Source organism: Streptomyces subrutilus, assembly GCF_008704535.1.
Classification (GTDB): Bacteria; Actinomycetota; Actinomycetes; order Streptomycetales; family Streptomycetaceae; genus Streptomyces; species Streptomyces subrutilus.
Genome location: NZ_CP023701.1, coordinates 278788 through 296195, shown reverse-complemented (window position 1 = coordinate 296195; position 17408 = coordinate 278788). Strand labels below are relative to the sequence as shown.

Sequence of the window (17408 nt, the reverse complement as noted above, 5' to 3'; positions counted from 1 at the left end):
GCAGGTCTGCGAGCAGGGCGGTATTTTCTCAACGGTGGGGGCGGTTCCCCCGGCGCGTTGCCGAGCCGGGGGAACCTGGACCGGGCCGGACCGTCGCCTTCGTGATGCTCGGCTCGGTGGTGGACCCGCAGGACGTCCCTGCGGGGATTGCCGCGATCCCGGCCCTGGAGAAGAAACGTCGCGGCAACCAAGCATCTCTTTGTCAGGCATACCGTGCGGCCGAGCAAGCCTGCAGGCCGGGCTGTCAGGCGGGTGCCGCCCCGCCCTTACAGCGTCCGTAGGGGCGGGATGGCGCCGAGGGATGCGTGTTGTCCTTCGGGAGCTGGCTCGGCAGTCCCCGCGGGGCTCGGTTCAGCAGGGGAGGGTGGAGTTTCCGGCGGCGCCGGTGGCACCGGTAGTGCCGTCCGCGGTGAACGTGGCGGCAGTGCCGTTGCCGCCGGACTTGCCGGGACACACCGGGCTGGCCGCGCCTCCCGCACCGCCGGTACCGCCCTTGTGTCCGCCACCGACCGTGGACGCTCCGCCGTTGCCGCCCGTGCCACCGGTGATACCGGCACCCGCGTTGCCGACACCGCCCACACCGCCCTTGCCTCCGGTACCACCCAGGGCGGCTTCGCCTCCGGAACCGCCGTGACCGCCGTTGCCGTTGGCGCCACCGGCGCCGCCGGCACCGCCCGCGCCACCGATGCTGGCGCTGCCGCTCGCGTTGCCGCCGTCACCCCCGGAGCCGCCGTTCCCGTTGGCACCGGCCGCGCCACCGGTCCCGCCCAGGCCACCGATCCCACCACCGGTGCCCACACCGTCAGCCCCGTCACCGCCCGGAAGACCCAGGAGACTGAGGCCACCCACAGCCCGGATGCTGCCCGTCTCGGCACGGGCCGACGCGGAAGCCAGGGCAGGGGCGGCGGTGAGACCGGCCACCGTGATCACGGAGACCAGGAGAGTCCGGGAAAGAGCAGTGGTGCGCATGGAGCGCATGAGGAAGCCTCTCGAAGTGTGCGACCGCAGATGCTCCACGACCGACACCCACAACCTGCACACGAACAGACCACCCCAAACTTCATACAATGATCCATTAGCTCAAAACAGACCTTATGTGCAAAATTTGGCCTAAACGTCCTCTGGTTGAGACCGTCCGGGCAGAGACCGGGAACCCCGCGCCCGGGGTTTCCGGCGCCCAGTCGGCCGACGGGCTGTCAGCCTCGCCGTCTCGGCTGCGATGACGTGGCATCCATGATCGTCGACCATGGGGCGGGCGGGGCGATTTCGCTGTCAGGTCATGGCGGAATGCGGGCGCGACGGCGCGGGGAGTGCCGGGCCCGGTCGAAGGGGAGGCTGCGGGCGGTGCCGCTTACGGCGGGTCCGCACCGCGGGGTACACGTCGAGCCGGGCGCGCCCCGGGTGATCGAGGAGTGGGACGGGAGCCGGTGGGTGACTGTCGGGCTCGTTGACGGCCTGGTCGCCGCGAAGGCCTGCTGTATGCGTCGCGGCCGGATCAACGCCGAGGGCACGCGGTGCGTCACCGCGCCCGCCGGCGGGCATCCCCGGCCGTGCCGCGAGGATCTGCGGACGCGAGGTCGAGCAGCAGCGGCCACCAGCCAGCAGCGGGCTGTGAGTTGCAGGACACGCCGGTCAGCCGTCCCAGGCCCTGGATGATGCCCGCGTACACGACCACCAGGACCAGGAACCAGGCCTTACCGGCATCACCGTTGGCCGGCCGTCAGTATCGGCACCCTGCGCGCAGCCCTTCCCCGCGGCTGACCCTGAGCGGCCTGCGGCAGGACCGCATCTTCAACGAAGCAGCGGATGGGGTCGACCCGCTCAGGCTGCTGCGTCTGTTCGGCATCACAGAAAAGACCGCCATGCACTCCGCAGCCGGAGGCGCGATCCAGCCGTTCGTGCGGCGCGCGGCCGGAGGTTCAGACACCGCCGAGGACCATTCGTCCTCGCCGCCCCCGGGTCCCCGTCCGGCCGGCTTCAGGGGTCTTGCTCGGATGCCGGTGGCCGCTTCGCGGGACGTTTTCGTCCCCGTGACGGTGCGTCGGCTGAGCGCTGTTGTCCGGGGTGCGGGAGCGGCCACGCAGATGATGGGGGGCGGGGTGCGGGCTCGGGGAACTCAGGGCGCGTGGAGCCGATGGCAGGCTTCCCGTAAAGGCCACCTGCGCAGCCCCACCCGCCTCACCGCCTTGGGCGCGGTCCTTGCGCCCTGCTCCGCAACGAGTGCCGGGGGAGCCGCGTCTACTGGTCCGCCCGTTCAGGCGGGCGCTGTTGTGGCGGCGCCAGCGGCGGTGGCGCCGACCGGTGCGGCGGGGGTGGTCACCTCGTTCTTCGACCGGTACGAGAGCACGGTCCCTGGGCAGATGAAGGTGCGGCCGGCGGGCCCGGGCAGCGGCGTGGCGCCGGAGGTCCGTCCGCCGGCTCGGCCAGAGCCGGCGGCGGCGCACGGCCCGGCGGCAACAGCACGACCCGGCCCGGACCAGGCCACGCGAGGGGGCGGCACGACCGCGGCCGCGGGCGACCCACACGCGGGCCGGCCGCTGCCGCAAGGCCCGGTGATTCCGCCGTCCTTGAGATCGTTCTCCCGCGCACCGTGCACGCGGATCAGATCGTGGCTGTGGGCAGCATGCGGGACAGAGGACCGGGGCGTGGGGGTGTGCGTGTGCATGTGCGTGTGCTGAACCTTGCCCGTCGTTCTCCAAGGCTGTTGTGCGGTGGGCCGGTGCCGGCCGTGCCCCGGCCCCGGCCTCCCGATCCGCGAGCCGGATCGGGAGGCCGGGGCCGGGGTTGATCAGCGGCTCAGACCCTTGAACCGCCGCACCGCCAGCGGGAAGAACACCGCGATCAGGACCACCGGCCAGGCCACGGCGAGGAGTTGTGCGTGGGTCGCGGCCCAGGAGTCGCCGACCGCGCCCGGGTTGCCGAACAGGCCGCGTACCGCGGTGGCTGTCGCCGACATCGGGTTCCATTCGACGATCGCGCCGAGCCAGGACGGCATCGACTCGGGTGAGGCGATGGCGTTGGAGAGGAAGCTGACCGGCCAGACCAGGATCTGCACGGCCTGCACCAGTTCGGGCTTGCCCGCGACCATCGCGAGGTGGATGCCGATCCACAGCATCGCGAACCGCAGGAGCAACAGCAGTCCCACTGCTCCCAGGAAGGAGGCGAAGCCTTCGTGCCAGCGCCAGCCGATCGCGTATCCGACGCCGATCATCACGGTGAGGCCGATCGCGGACTGCAGCATGTCGGCGACGCTGCGGCCGACGAGGACGGCGCCGGAGTTCATCGGCATCGAGCGGAACCGGTCGATGACTCCCTTGCCGAGGTCCTGGGTGACCGAGAGCATCGTCGCTTCGAGGCCGAAGGCCATGGTCATGGTGAGCATGCCGGGGACCAGGTAGGACGTGAAGTCGCCCTGGACGCCCTGTCCGCCGCCGATGAGGTAGCCGAACATCAGCAGCATCATCACGGGGAAGACCAGCCCGACGACGACCTGGACAGGTTGGCGGGTCCAGTGGGCCAGTTCGCGCCGGGTCATCGTCCAGGAGTCGACGGCCGCCCAGCTGAGCTGTGAGCCCGTGCCGTGCGGGGTGCTCACGGTGCGGGTCGCGCTCATTCGGCGTCCTCCTTCGTCAGGTGCATGAAGACTTCGTCGAGGGTGGGCCGGCGTACCGCGATGTCCTCCGCCTCGATACCGGCCGCCTCCAGGGCCCGGACGGTCTCGGTCAGCGCGGCCATCCGGTCACTGACTGCGGCGCTGAGCATCCGTCTGTCCTCATCGACCGCCACTTCGCCGGGCAGGAGGGAGGCCGCGCGGGCAAGGTGGGCCGTGTCGTGGAGGACCACGTCGATGCGGTCGCCGCCCGTCTTGGTCTTCAGCTCGTCCGCCGTGCCCTCCGCGATGACCTTCCCGTGGTCGATCACCGCGATCTGGTCGGCCAGTTGGTCGGCCTCCTCCAGGTACTGCGTGGTCAGCAGCACGGTCGTGCCGCCGCCGACCAGGGAGCGCACCGCGTTCCACACCTCGGTGCGGCCCCGGGGGTCGAGCCCGGTGGTGGGTTCGTCCAGGAAGAGGACCTGCGGCTGGGAGATGAGCGAGGCCGCGAGGTCGAGCCGCCGCCGCATTCCGCCGCTGTACTGCTCGATGGACTTCGTCCCGGTGTCCGCGAGCCCGAACCGCTCCAGGAGCCCATCGGCCCGCGCGCCCGCCCGGCGCGCGCCGAGGCGGTACAGCCGGCCGAAAATCTCCAGGTTCTGCCGGCCGCTGAGCTCCTCGTCGACGGCGGCGTTCTGACCGAGCAGCCCGATCCGCGAGCGCACCTCGTGGGCCCGGGTCCTCGCGTCGATGCCCGCCACCGTCACGCGTCCCTCGTCGGGCCGCAGGAGAGTGGCCATGATGCGGACGGCCGTGGTCTTCCCGGCGCCGTTCGGGCCGAGAATCCCCTGGACGGTCCCGGCTCGGACCGTGAGATCGAGGCCGTCGAGAGCCGGCTTCTCCCCGTACGCCTTCCGCAGGCCTTCGACGACGATCGCCGGATCGTGGTCAGACACAACACCCTCCTCAGTCAGTGATCAAACTTGACGGGAGAGGCCGAGACGACACACCTCAGCCCGTTAGTCAAACTTGATTAGATGGCCAAGTCACAAGGGGCTGCACGACTAGTCAAGCTTAAATAGAGGTAGTCTAGTCAAAATTATCTAGGAGGGAGACGCCCATGTCAGCGATCCGGCTACTGGTCCTCGGCGCGGTCCGCCAGCACGGCCGTGCGCACGGCTACCAGGTACGCAACGACCTGGAATTCTGGGGCGCCCACGAGTGGACCAACGCCAAACCGGGCTCGATCTACCACGCGCTCAAGCAGATGGCGAAACAGGGAGTCCTCGTCGCGCACGAGGTCGCGCCCAGCACGGTGGGCGGCCCGCCCCGCGTCGAGTACGAGATCAACGACAAGGGCAACGAGGAGTTCTTCACGCTGCTCCGCGAAGCCCTGAGCTCGCACGAGCAGAAGTCCGATGTGATCTCCGCCGGCCTCGGTTTCATCGTCGACCTGCCCCGTGACGAGGCCATCGCGCTCCTCAAGCAGCGGATCGCGGGGCTCGAACAGTGGCGGTCCAGGGTCACCGAGTACTACGTCCCGGAGAACGGGCCCGAGCAGCTCGGGCACATCGGCGAGATCATGAACATGTGGGTGCACACAGCCGACTCCGGCGCGGAGTGGACCCGCGGCCTCATCGAGCGGATCGAAGGCGGGGCGTACACGTTCGCGGGAGAGGGCGAACCCTTCGTGGGCGTACTCGCGGACGACGAGCCGAACCCCTACGCGACGGGACCGCACCCCGACGACAACCGCTGACAGCCCACCCTGGCGGCTGCACCGGTACCGGTGCCGCCCGCACGGGCAGACCCGACAGGGCTGGCAGCCAAGGACCTGCCACCCCGCCACCAGCCCACGGGCGAGTCATCGAGGCGGCTTGCTGGTGCGCTCAGGGTGGGCGGCGGTGACGCCCCACCCGCGCCCCGGCCGGGTTCGTCGGGGGAGAGCAGCGATCCCCGGGAGTCAGAGCGCGACGAGCTCCTGCTGGCCACCCGGCGTTTCGACCCTGGGCTTCTTGTTCGGCAGCGAGAGCCGGACCACCTTCCGCCACGCGGAGAACACCTGCGTGGGCAGCGGCCCGGTGACGTACTCCAGCTCGTACTTCTCGAACAGCGCGCGTACCTTCACCGCGACCTCGGCGTACCGGTTGCTCGGCAGGTCCGGGAACAGATGGTGCTCGATCTGGTGCGACAGGTTGCCGGTCATGAAGTGCATGGCCCTGCTGCCGCTGATGTTCGCCGAGCCCATCATCTGGCGCAGGTACCACTGGCCGCGCGTCTCGCCGTTGATCGACCGGCGTTCGAAGACCTGCACGCCCTCGGGGAAGTGCCCGCACATGATCACCGAGTGGGACCAGATGTTGCGCACCAGGTTCGCGGTGAAGGTGGCGGCCAGCGTGGGGAGGAACGACGGGCCCGAGAGCAGCGGGTGGATCACGTAGTCCTTGAGCACCTGCTTGCGGATCTTGCGGCCCACGGCCCTGGCCCGCGCGCGGAATTCCGGGGTCCGGCGGCGGCGCTTGTGCAGGTTCTTGCCGAGTTCCAGGTCGTACGCGGCGATGCCGTACTCGAAGAAGCAGGCGTTGATGAGGTTCCACAACGGCTGTCCGAGGTGGAACGGGTGCCACTTCTGGTCCTCGTCGACGCGCATGATGCCGTAGCCGAGGTCGTTGTCCTTGCCGATCACGTTGGTGTACGTGTGGTGCAGCTCGTTGTGCGAGTGTTTCCACTGCTCGGACGGCGAGACGTGATCCCATTCCCAGGTGGTGGAGTGGATCTTCGGGTCTCGCATCCAGTCCCATTGGCCGTGCAGGACGTTGTGACCGATCTCCATGTTGTCCATGATCTTCGCCACGGACAGACCGGCGGTGCCGAGCAGCCACGCGGGCGGGAACATCGAGAACAGCAGCACGCCCCTGCTGACCAGCTCCAGCCTGCGCTGCGCCGAGACGACCCTACGGATGTAGGCGGCGTCCTTCTCGCCGCGGTCGGCGATCACCTCGTCGCGGATCGCGTCCAGCTCGCGGCCAAGCTCCTCGATCTGCTCCGAGGTCAGGTGGGCGGTGGGGTCGATGGCGGTCAAGGTGCTCCTACCGTTCGATGTCGCAGGGGCCCGCAGCGGCGGACACGCAGGTCTGGATGAGGACGCCCGGCTCGGCCTCGGTGATCTCGCCGGTGCGCAGGTCGCGGACGGCGCCCGCCTTGAGCGGTGTGACGCAGCCGAAGCAGATGCCCATGCGGCACCCGGAGGGCATGAGCACGCCGGCCTCCTCGCCGATGTCCAGCAACGGCGTGGCGCCGTTCGCGTCGACGGTCTTGCCGGTGGCGCTGAACGTGACCTCGCCGCCGTCTCCGGCGACGACGATGCCGGGGCGGAAGCGTTCGGTGTGCAGGCGCTCTCGTATGGCGTGTCCGGTCCAGTGCCCTTCGGCGGCGTCCAGCAGGCCCGCCGGCCCGCAAGCCCAGGTCTCGCGCTCGGCCCAGTCGGGGACGAGCTCGTCGAGACGGGCGATGTCGAGCATGCCGTCTGTGTCGGTGTGCACCTCGGTGAGCCGCATCTTCTCGTCCGCGACCAGGTCATGCAGTTCGTCGCGGAAGATCACGTCTTGCGGCCGTGGCGCAGAGTGGACCATGACGACATCGTCGAACTCGATGTCGCGCAGCATGCCCATCACGGGCGTGATGCCGCTGCCGGCCGTCAGGTACAGCACCTTGGCGGGCTTGTCCCGCGGCAGCACGAAGTCACCGGCCGGATGATCGAGCTGGACCAGCGTGCCAGGTTTCGCCCTGCGGACCAGGTGGTTGCTGACCTTGCCGTCCGGGATCGCCTTCACGGTGATCGTGATGCGGCCGTCCTGGCGGTGTGTCGGCGAGGTGATCGAGTAGGCACGCCACAGACGCACCCCGTCGACGTCGACCCCGACACGCACGTACTGACCGGCTGTATGGCCGCGCCAGGCCCGTCCCGGCCTGATCACGACAGTCGCGGCGTCACCCGTCTCGGGGTGCACGGCCTCGATGCGCCCACGCAGGTCGGCGCCCGCACGCAGCGGGCTGACCAGGTCGAGGTAGTCCGACGGCAGCAGCGGCGTCGTGACCATCTCCAGCAGTTTCCACGCCCTGCTGCGGAGGGCTGCACTCGTCATGGCTCCAGCTTGCTGTGCCGCAAGGGGTAAAGTCCTGACCGTAGGACGTAAATCTGTTCAGTCGAATTGTGCGCAGGGAACAAAAACGTGAGCCATGCGATCCGGAGGGCCAGCGAACTGGCTCTGGATGAGACGACGGTCACCGCGCTTCGGGCCGCGCTGAAGACCACCGCCGACGAGGTCGTCCAAGCGATCATCGAAGAGGTACCTCCCTATGCCAACGCCCTCTCGGGCCACATGGGCGCCACCATCCGCCGAGCCGTCCGTACCGCCCTGGGGCACTACCTGGACCTCGCGAGCGGGAACGCCACGAGCGGCGACGCCGGTGACGCGGCCTACGAGCTGGGCCGTGGCGAGGTGCGCGACGGCCGTTCGATGGACGCCCTACTCGGCGCCTACCGCGTCGGCGCCCGCGTAGCCTGGCGATGCCTGGCAGCGGGTGCCGTACCCGTCGGTCTGCCTGCCGCCGAGGTCGCCAAGTTCGCCGAGCTGACCTTCGCCTACATCGACGAGCTCTCTGCCGCGAGCGCCGCGGGCCACGCCGACGAACTGGCCGCCCGGGGCAGGGCCCATGAGCGCCACCTGGAACACCTGGCCCGCGACCTCCTGGCCGGCGCGAGCCCGGACACGCTGCTGGCCTCTGGTCAACGGGCCGGATGGCAGCCGCCGGTTTCGCTGACCGCGGTCCTGCTGCCGGCCGCCCAGGCTCGGCCTGCCTACCGCGTACTCGACCCGAGCACGCTCGTCCTCGACGATCTGCCGGACGCCACCGGTGTGCTGCTCGTCCCCGATGCCGATCGATCACATCTCCTGCGGCAGCTGACCGGCCGCACCGCTGTGGTCGGCCCGGCCCGGCCATGGACCCGTGCGTCCGCCTCGTACGCACGAGCTGTACGCGCGCGCTCCCTCTCCTCTGATATCCGCGACACCGAAGACCACCTGCCCGAGCTGGTGCTGAGCGCCGACGTGGACGCGTTCGCAGACCTGCGTGCCCGATCCCTCGCACCGTTGCAGACCTTGCCCGTCGCGACGGCGCGGCGGCTGGAGGAGACGTTGCGGGCGTGGCTGCTGCACCAGGGCAGGAGGGACGAGGTGGCGGCGGCGTTGTTCGTCCATCCCCAGACGGTCCGGTACCGGATGGCGCAGCTGCGGGAGCTGTTTCCGGATCTCGCATCGCCGCACCGGGTCCTGGAACTGACGCTGGCGCTCGGTCGCAAGATCGACTGACGCGTACGTCGACTGCCGACCGGCCCCTTCTCCCGGGTGCCGATCGGTGGCCGGATTTCGCCGCGTGGTGTCGCGCGGGGTGGGCAAGATCGTTTCGCGGCCTCAACCCGGCCGCACGAGTCCCCCTTTCCAGATGTCGAGCGGAGCGCACCGTGGCGGCAGCAGAGATCGAACCCGGTTCCCGGAGTGCGGGGGAGAGGGAGTCGCATCGGCTCGGTCAGGCCGCGGATTCGGTATGAACACGGCTTCTATCGCTTCGGCTTGGGCCAGTCGGGTGAGGGAACCGGGGGCTGGTTGGTGTTCGCGGTCGGGTTGCTCCTACTGTCCGGAACGCCGCCGCGCGTCGGGCGCGGCCTGCGGGAACGAGGAGCGAGCCGGGATGACGACGAGCGCAGTGAAGAGCCGGAAGTTCAGCATCCTCTTCGACTGGTTCGACCAGGGCAAGGACGGCCAGCTCACTCAGGACGATCTTCTGGCGATGGCCGGCCTGTTCGCGATGGTGGCCGACAACGACCCCGCGAGCACTGCCGCGATGCGCGACGCGTTCGAGCAGTGGTGGCAGCTGCTCCTCAAGCACGGCGACACCGACGGCGACGGCCAGGTCTCGCGTGCGGAGTTCATCGCCGCGATGGAGGCCAACGTCACCTCGCCCGAGCACTTCAGCGGTGCGATTCTCGCGATCGCCGATGCCACGATGCAGGCGCTGGACACGGACGGCGACGGGGTCCTGAGCCGGGACGAGTACGTGGGTATGGCCGGCCGGCTGGGCGTTTCCCCGGTCAACTCCGCGGCGGGTTTCGAGAAGCTCGACCGGGACGGGGACGGGGTGATCAGCCACGAGGAGTACCGGCAGGCGATCTCCGAGTTCTACCTCAGCGCCGACCTCGATGCTCCGGGCAACTGGCTGCTCGGGCCGCTCGACCGGAGCGTCTGACACCCGACCGGTCGGCGTCGTCGGCGCAGAGGGCATCGGACCGCCCGCGCAGTTGACCCATCGCGAACCGGTGGGGGCTCGGAGTACCGCCGCGTGACAAGAGCTGGCCCCGTACGTCAGTTCCCAGGCTCTCGGACGACGAAGCCGACGTCGGACCTCTGCGGGCGACGCGGCAAGCGCGACACGGGCCGCCCGGGCGGTCGCGCTCGACGCGGCCGGGGCCCTGTGCCCATGAGGGGTGCGGGGCCCATGGCTCTTCGATGTCTGCCGCTTCCGAGTGGCGCGGCCTCACAGCTGTCCGGGCAGTGGACTCCATCCAGTTGACGATCTCCCTCCTGGGAAGGAGCGCGAATGTTCTCTCTGTCACCGCTGTCTGGGGGTGAAACGTTCTTTCCCGATCAGTGCGATCACGCCCTGATCGGTCTGAGCCCGTGGAACGGCCGGTACAGCCGTCGGTACATCGAGGCTCTGGTGACCTGGGCGCACGCTCGTTTCCCGAGGGTCGATGTCTTCACGCCGGGTTACGAGGCTGCGCACACCCTGGTCGCCGCCGGTTTCGCCACCGGTGAGGCGGTCCACCGTGCGCGGCGGGCGGGGACCCAACTGCGCAACCCGGCCCTGCGCGCGCTGCGGGACGCCGGCATGGTCCAGCCGGAGCGGCACGTCCACACCTGGACCCAGCTGCACGCCAGGCCCGCCTACACCCGTGCCCGCCACAGGGTCCAGCTCGCCTACGCGGCCGACCCCGTGGTGAGGCGGGCCTGCAGGCGGACCGCACGCGAGGCGGTCCGCGGGGCGGGGCGCAGCGTCCCGGACGAGTCGGCGATCGATCTGGCCGTGGGCTATGCCCTGGCCGAACTGCCCCTCGTGACCGAGGGCCCCAGCATCTTCGACGTCTCCTCTTCCGTGTTCCTCTACCACCGCGACATGGAGCTGGTTCATCCGCTGGTCAGCGGGGAGAGCAAGGCTCTCGTTCCGCACCCTGGGCAGCGGTACGCGATCGCCACCTGGGAGGACGAGACACCGTGAGCATCCTGGAGCACAGCGCCCGGACCGAACAGGACCTTCCCCTGCGGTACCCCTTCGCGCTGGGGGACCTGGGCAGGCTGCCGCCGCTGATCCGATGGGCGCAGAAGCACCGGCCGGTGTGCCCGGTGGCCATGCCCAGCGGGGACCGGGTGTGGATGCTGACCCGCAAGAACGACATCGCCCAGGTGTTCGCGGACCCGCGCTTCTCCCGCAACCTGGCGGCTCCCGGCACACCCCGCATCGCGGGCGATGACCTGACCACCATCGGCCGTGGCCTGTTCAACCTCGATCCGCCCGACCACACCCGCGTCAAGCAGGTCGTCAGCCCCTACTTCACCCGCCGGGCGACGCAGAAACACCTTCCGCTGATCCGTGAGCGGGCCGGCAGCCTGCTGGAGGAGATGGCGGCCGGGCCCAACCCGACCGACCTCGTCACCGCCTATGCGGCCCGGCTCCAGCTCATCGTGATGCGCGAGATCCTGGGGGTTCCTCCCGAGCTCCACGACGCGCACGAGCGCCTGTTCCCGACGTGTGCCAGCATCCTCGCCGGACCCGAGGCAACCGGTAACGAGACCGACGAGATCAAGAGATTCGTCGCGGCGGTCATCGAGGTGCGCCGACGCAGGCCTGCACTCGATGATCCGCTGGGCGCCCTCCTGAAGGCCGTCGACACCGGTGTCATCACCGAGGAAGAGATGTTCGGCACGGCCTTCGTGCTGTTCTTCACCGGCTCGGACGCGGTCGTCGCACCCACCACCACCGGGTCCATGATCCTCATGCTGCACCGCAAGCAGCTCGACGAGTGCCTCGGCGATCCCCGTCTGTGGCCGTGCGCGGCCGAGGAAGTGCTGCGCTACTACCACAACGGGGTCTTGGGGTTCCCCGTCGTCGCCACCGAGGACGTGGAACTGCACGGCCAGGTCATCCGCCGCGGCGAGGCCGTGGTCGCCTCCATGCAAGCCGCCACATGGGACCCCGCACACGTGAACAGCCCCGAGAAGTTCAACATCCACCGGAAGACCGACGCCGCGGCCACCTTCGGTGCCGGGCCCCACTACTGCCTGGGGTCCCAGTTCTCCCGCGTCTACCTCCGGGCTGCCCTGAGTTCCCTTTTCGAACGCTTCCCCACGCTGTACCTGGCCGTCGACGAGCACCACGTTCCCTGGCGCAACGACGTCATCTTCGTGCGCCCCGTCTGTCTGCCCGTCGCCTGGTAGGAGAGGACCACTCCATGCCCGCACAAGCCTTCGACCAAGCCGCCGAGCTGTACGACGCCAGCGAAGCGGGGCTGCCCTTCCGCGGCCACATCGAGATCCCCTCGGTCCTCGCCGCCATCGGCGACATCCGAGGCAAGCGGGTGGCCGACCTCGGCTGCGGCGCCGGCCTGTACGCGCGCGTCCTTGCCAAGAGCGGAGCCTCGGCCGTGACCGGCCTGGACCAGTCCGCCGGAATGATCGCCCACGCCCGACAGCGCGACCAGGCCGAAGGAACCGGGATCACCTACCTCCTGCACGACATCTCCCAACCCCCGCCCCTCCCGGCGCAGAGTCTCGACGCCGTCGTCTGCGTCTACGTCCTGCCCTACGCCTCCACCCAGGGGCAGCTCACCGACATCTGCCGCACCGCCCGCACCCTCCTGACCCCGGGCGGCCGTTTCATCGCAGCCACCCTCAACCCCGACTTCGCCACCGCCCCCGACTACTACCGGCCCTACGGCTTCACCCTCATCCCACGCCACGACGTCACCCCACGACACGACGTCACCCCACGCCACGACGAATCCACAGAACCGCCAGACGGCCACCTGGTCGAACTGAACACCTGGGTGGGCACCAACACCTTCACGGCCACCGCCCACCGCTGGTCCCGCCACGCCCACCAAAGTGCACTCCGAGAAGCGGGATTCACCGACATCAGCTGGAGCGCCCCCACCCTCCACACCACCGAAACCGACGCGCACTGGTCGGACTACCTCACCCACCCCCACGCACTGATCATCAGTGCCCACTGACACGAAGCGCCGGTTCGCGCCGACGAGAACCGGCGCCAGGCCCTCCTGGGAATCGCCGATGACTGTCCCATCACAACGGACGTCTACGAGCCCGTCCCCCATTCCTTCGACCGCGACCGTGTGCGAGCGCCTCTTCGGCTGAAGATCACGAAAGGCGCCTTGCGGCCTGCACCCGGCCGCGATATCGAGGCCATGTCAACGGGCGGTGCGACGTGGGGCGGTGCGGGACAGGAGGGCAACCCGCACGGGAAGACGCCTTTCCCATGAGGACTTCATCTACTTGGGTCACGCCACCCGGTGAAGGCCGACCGGGAACTCGCGTCACGCTCCTTACCGGATCCCGCCCCTCGGAGTAGGCGCAGGGTGGTGGCTCCGAGCGCGGCGTGCAGCAGGCCGGCGACCCACACGACCACGTGCAGGCCGGTGAGGAAGGCCGCCTTCGCGTCTTGGACGACGGCCGGTGCGAGGGCGGGGAGTGCGAGGGTCTCGTCGAGGGTGGGGGCGAGGTCCGGGCCCTGGAGGCGGTAGAGCGCCGCGGCGAGCGAGCCGAGGACCGCGATGCCGAGGGCGTTGCCGATCTCGTTGCCGGTCTCGGCGATCGCTCCGGCCGATCCGGCCCGCTCCGCGGGGACCGCGCCGACGGCGGTGTCCGCGACGACGCTGAAGGAGATGCCGTATCCCACGCCGGCGAGCGCGGTCGAGGCGACGTACCAACCGGCCCCGTCCGTGGTCGTGGTGGGAAGGAGCAGCAACAGACCGGCGGCGATGGAGAAGTGGCAGGCGACGAGCGCCGCCTTCCTGCCGATGCGCTCGACGACGACCGGCGTGAGCGCGCAGGTGACCGTGAGGACCACCGCGCCGGGGAGCGCCAAGAGCGCCGCGTGCAGGACGCTCAGGCCCAGTACCGACTGGAGGTGGACGCCGGTCAGGAACGCCGTCGCCGACCACGCGGCCAGCGGCAGCAGGCCGGTGATGATCGCGATCGTGAACACCCGGTCACGGAAGAGGGAGAAGTCGATCAGCGGGTGTTCGAGGCGCTGTTGGCGCCGGACGAACCAGGCCAGCACCGCGATGCCGAGGAGCATCGTGACGATCGCCAGGGCCGATGCGCCTTCCGCGGCCCACTGCTTGACCACGTGGACCGTGAGCAGCAGGCCACCGGCGGAGGCCACGAGGCTGGGCGGGTCGACGCGTCCCGTCCCGCTCGCTGCGACCTCGCGCAGGAGGACCGGCGCGAACAGCAGGAACAGGAGGATGACGGGGAGGTTGACGAGGAAGACCGAGCCCCACCAGAAGCGGCCGAGGAGGATGCCGCCCACGATCGGGCCGATGGCGAACCCGGCCGCGAAGGCGGCGGCGAAGAGTCCGATGGCCCGCGCCCGGTGCCGGGGGTCGGGGAACAGTTCGCTCAGCACGGCCAGCGCCGAGGGCAGCAGGGTCGCGCCCGCCACGCCCATGAGCGCCCGGCAGGCGATGAGGAGTTCGGGGGTCGGCGCGAAGGCCGCGCCGGCGGATCCGAATCCGAACGCGGTCGCGCCGGCCATCAGGAGCCTCAGCCGACCGTAGCGGTCGCCGATCCCGCCGAAGGCGACCAGTAGGGAGCCGACGGCGAAGCCGTAGACGTCCAGGATCCACAACGCCTGGTCGGCGCTGGGCGAGAGGGCCCGGCCGATCCGCGGCATCGCCAGGAACAGGATCGATCCGTCCATGGAGACGAGGAGGACCGGGCCGAGGACCACCACGAGCCCGAGCCATGCCCGCGGTCCGGGGGTGTCGCACGTACGTTGTCGAGTCATGGTGTCGACGGTCCGGCAGGGCGCGGTCGACAACCATCCCCGTCCCGTGGGTACACCCGACGGGTACACCCACGGGGCCGGACGACATCCTAGGCTCGGCTGCATGGAAAGCCTCGCAACGTTCCTCAAGACCCGGCGCGACCGGGTCACGCCGGCCGAGATCGGTCTGCGCACCTACGGCGCGTCCCGCCGGGTCCCGGGGCTCAGGCGCGAAGAGCTCGCCCAGCTTGCCGGCGTGAGCGCGGGGTACTACACCCGCCTCGAACAGGGGCTGGCCGACACCGCTTCGGGGCAGGTGCTCGACGCGCTCGCCCGGGTGCTCCTGCTCGACCGGGTGGAGACCGTCCACCTGCACAATCTCGCCCGGCACTCCGGGCGGTCCGGTCTGGGCGAACCGCCCGGCGAGGAGCCCCACCCGCGCGTCCTCGCCCTCCTGGACTCCCTCGGCGAGGCCACCCCCGCCGTGGTGCTCGGCAGGCGGGGAGACGTACTGGCGTGGAACCGCACCGGGCACGCGCTCGTCGCCGAGCACGTCCCCTACGAGGCGCCCCGGGACGCGCGGCGGCGGCCGTCGGTCCCGCGGATGTTCTTCCTCGATCCCCACACCCGCGCCACGCACCTCAACTGGAGCGAACTCGCCCGCGTCCACGTCGCGTACCTGCGCCTCACGGCGGGCCGCTACCCCACCGACTCCCGGCTGGCGGAGCTGATCGGCGAACTCAGCATGCGCAGCGCCGAGTTCGCCGGACTGTGGGCCACCGGCGACGTGTCGGACTGCACCGTCGGGACCATGCGCCTACGGCACCCGACCGTCGGCGAGATGGACGTGGACTACCAGGTGTGGCTCCAGCCCGACAGTCCCGACCACCGGGTCGAGATCTACACCCCCAACGACCCCGCCTCCGGTCGGGCGTTGCGCGTCCTACAACGCCGGGGCGGCGCGGTCGGGACCGGCTCCGGCCCGTGAGGAACCTCGGGCGGCGGAGGGAAGACCGCCACGACCGGGGGGGCGATCGTCCCGATCCCGACCGGTCCCGGCCTCCGCGTCGAGGACGTCGAGGACGGCGAGGACCTCGACCGCTGGTCTACCGCGCAGCGCCGGGGATTCGGGAAACCGGCGGGGGAGCAGCGGGAGCCGCTCGCCACGCTCGGCCAAGAACGTGCTTGGTCAACGGAGTGGCGGAGGCCTTACGAGGACGGGAACATGCTCGCCGGCAGCTCTCCTCCTGTCGAAGACAGTGACCAACGTGCCTGATCCACGGCGCAGTGGTTGCCCTGGTCCTCATGCGGCGCCACCTCGTCAGCACGATCGGCCACCGTCCTCACGGGAAGAACCGCCCAGCAGCGCTTGCCGCCCGGGGCTGTGATGTTGCTCCTCGGTGGCGGGGCGCTTCGGATTTCGCAGTCGCATCTGCCGATCAATGCGAAAATTCGAGACGTGCATGATGGTCGCTGCGGAACACCAGGCCGGGTCATGTATCGGATCACTGGACTTGCCCATAAACCTCGTTGTCCGATATGAGATGCCCCGAAAAGCACGCCTGTGACGGGGATCCCACCCCTCCTTGCCGGCGCATAATGGAACTCTGTTCACCCGGAGTGAGGGGCCCTCATGGAGCTGGAGTTGCGCCACTTGCGCGTGTTGTGTGCGATAGCGGACCTGGGGGGTGTCGGCCGGGCGGCTGCCGCGCTCGGATACACCCAGCCAGCCATGAGCACGCAATTGCGCCGCATCGAGGGGATGCTCGGCGAGGGAGTGTTCATGCGCAGCAGCGCTGGTATGGAACTCACGGCCTATGGTGCGCACGTCGTCGGCCAGGCCCGTGAAATTCTGGTGCTCGCGGACAATCTCACTCGCCTCCGGCACTCGCGCACGCCTGCTACGACACGGCGACTTCGCCTCGGTGCCATCAATACACCCGTGGTGCCTGTGCTGCTGGACTCTCTGCGCGAGGCTTTTCCGGATCTCTTCGTCTCCGTCAGCAGTGTGTATGCCACTGGGGAACTCCTGAGCCTTCTGGAAGCCGGCGAACTGGATGCCGGCCTGGGATGCGACTATCCCGGGTTGCCGGTCCAGCACTCTCCGAAGTTGGATCATCGTGCGATCAGAACCGTTCCGGTCTTCGTAGCCACCCCTGCCGGACATCCGCTGGGGCATCGCCTTGAAATTCCCTTGGAGGGGCTTTCCGAGGAGACTTGGTTCGTTTCTTCCGACGATGGTGTGGGGTGGCCTGGTGCCTTCTATGACGCCTGCCAGGCCGCAGGTTTCACGCCTGCGGTCACGCACGAGTTTCATGTGCTCGATCAACTGCAGTCGATGATCGCCAAAGGTCTCGGAGTGACTGCCGTTCAGCCCACTGTGTGTCCCGTGGAAGGAGTACTGATCAGACCCCTGGCGGGGGATCCCCTGTGGCAGCGTCATCTGCTCCTGTGGCGCCGCGACCTGGTCGACGCGTCGGTCGTCGAGGCGGTGCACCATCATGCCGTGCGCACCCACTGTCAGCTGCTGGCTCAGGCTCCGCACTTTCAGAAGTGGGTAACTCGTACGTACGCACCTCCCCGCCCGGCAGACGGAACCCGAAGGACGCCTCCTGGCCCGGTTTGATGAGCAGTGGCGTTTCGCGGAGGCTTGCGGCGGTACACACGGCCGGTCCGGGACAAGGTGTTCCTGCTT

The 17408-nt window shown here is 69.6% G+C and carries 15 protein-coding genes; 9 read left to right on the top strand and 6 right to left on the bottom strand.

Going from position 1 to position 17408, the window contains the following annotated elements:
* Positions 1 to 351: 351 nt before the first annotated feature.
* On the bottom strand, positions 352 to 930 hold the full coding sequence (locus CP968_RS35270) for a hypothetical protein (protein WP_167536737.1): 579 nt from the start codon (positions 928 to 930) through the stop codon (positions 352 to 354).
* 303 nt (positions 931 to 1233) lie between these two features.
* On the opposite strand from CP968_RS35270, the gene CP968_RS35265 reads away from it, so the two are divergent.
* Positions 1234 to 1656, top strand: coding sequence for a DUF6087 family protein (locus tag CP968_RS35265; RefSeq protein ID WP_306419939.1), 423 nt, complete (start codon positions 1234 to 1236; stop codon positions 1654 to 1656).
* Positions 1657 to 2788: 1132 nt separating this feature from the next.
* Here the strand turns inward: CP968_RS35265 and CP968_RS01320 are convergent.
* Positions 2789 to 3613: an ABC transporter permease gene (locus tag CP968_RS01320; RefSeq protein WP_150516233.1), complete on the bottom strand. Its 825-nt coding sequence runs from the start codon at positions 3611 to 3613 to the stop codon at positions 2789 to 2791.
* Positions 3610 to 4548, bottom strand: a complete 939-nt coding sequence (locus tag CP968_RS01315) for an ATP-binding cassette domain-containing protein (RefSeq protein WP_150516232.1) — start codon at positions 4546 to 4548, stop codon at positions 3610 to 3612. The genes CP968_RS01320 and CP968_RS01315 overlap by 4 nt, the downstream gene beginning before the upstream one ends.
* Before the next feature lie 164 nt (positions 4549 to 4712).
* On the opposite strand from CP968_RS01315, the gene CP968_RS01310 reads away from it, so the two are divergent.
* The gene (locus CP968_RS01310) at positions 4713 to 5351 is read left to right on the top strand and encodes a PadR family transcriptional regulator (protein WP_150516231.1); all 639 of its coding nucleotides are present in this window, start codon (positions 4713 to 4715) and stop codon (positions 5349 to 5351) included.
* 204 nt (positions 5352 to 5555) lie between these two features.
* Here the strand turns inward: CP968_RS01310 and CP968_RS01305 are convergent, their stop codons facing one another.
* Both CP968_RS01305 and CP968_RS01300 read right to left on the bottom strand, forming a co-directional pair.
* A complete protein-coding gene (locus CP968_RS01305; RefSeq protein ID WP_150516230.1) occupies positions 5556 to 6674 on the bottom strand; it encodes a fatty acid desaturase family protein in 1119 nt (372 codons plus the stop codon).
* Positions 6675 to 6681: 7 nt separating this feature from the next.
* Positions 6682 to 7737, bottom strand: coding sequence for a ferredoxin reductase (locus CP968_RS01300; protein ID WP_150516229.1), 1056 nt, complete (start codon positions 7735 to 7737; stop codon positions 6682 to 6684).
* Between the two features lie 87 nt (positions 7738 to 7824).
* Between CP968_RS01300 and CP968_RS01295 the strand changes: the two genes are divergently transcribed.
* The 5 genes from CP968_RS01295 to CP968_RS01275 all read left to right on the top strand — a co-directional run bounded on the left by CP968_RS01295 (position 7825) and on the right by CP968_RS01275 (position 12938).
* Positions 7825 to 8964 carry a PucR family transcriptional regulator gene (locus CP968_RS01295; protein WP_150516228.1) on the top strand — a complete coding sequence of 380 codons (1140 nt, stop codon included), beginning with the start codon at positions 7825 to 7827 and terminating at the stop codon, positions 8962 to 8964.
* 379 nt (positions 8965 to 9343) lie between these two features.
* Positions 9344 to 9898, top strand: a complete 555-nt coding sequence (locus CP968_RS01290; RefSeq protein ID WP_150516227.1) for an EF-hand domain-containing protein — start codon at positions 9344 to 9346, stop codon at positions 9896 to 9898.
* A gap of 351 nt (positions 9899 to 10249) precedes the next feature.
* A complete protein-coding gene (locus CP968_RS01285) occupies positions 10250 to 10927 on the top strand; it encodes a tRNA-dependent cyclodipeptide synthase (RefSeq protein WP_150516226.1) in 678 nt (225 codons plus the stop codon).
* Entirely contained in the window at positions 10924 to 12144 is a 1221-nt protein-coding gene (locus tag CP968_RS01280) for a cytochrome P450 (RefSeq protein WP_150516225.1), read from the top strand. The genes CP968_RS01285 and CP968_RS01280 overlap by 4 nt, the downstream gene beginning before the upstream one ends.
* 14 nt (positions 12145 to 12158) lie before the next feature.
* A complete protein-coding gene (locus tag CP968_RS01275; protein ID WP_150516224.1) occupies positions 12159 to 12938 on the top strand; it encodes a class I SAM-dependent methyltransferase in 780 nt (259 codons plus the stop codon).
* A 272-nt stretch (positions 12939 to 13210) separates the two neighbouring features.
* On the opposite strand, the gene CP968_RS01270 is transcribed toward CP968_RS01275, so the two are convergent.
* A complete protein-coding gene (locus CP968_RS01270) occupies positions 13211 to 14734 on the bottom strand; it encodes an MFS transporter (protein ID WP_150516223.1) in 1524 nt (507 codons plus the stop codon).
* A gap of 103 nt (positions 14735 to 14837) precedes the next feature.
* Here CP968_RS01270 and CP968_RS01265 point away from each other — a divergent pair, with 103 nt between their 5' ends.
* Positions 14838 to 15701: a helix-turn-helix transcriptional regulator gene (locus CP968_RS01265; RefSeq protein WP_150516222.1), complete on the top strand. Its 864-nt coding sequence runs from the start codon at positions 14838 to 14840 to the stop codon at positions 15699 to 15701.
* Between the two features lie 645 nt (positions 15702 to 16346).
* Entirely contained in the window at positions 16347 to 17339 is a 993-nt protein-coding gene (locus CP968_RS01260) for a LysR family transcriptional regulator (RefSeq protein ID WP_150516221.1), read from the top strand.
* Positions 17340 to 17408 lie beyond the last annotated feature (69 nt).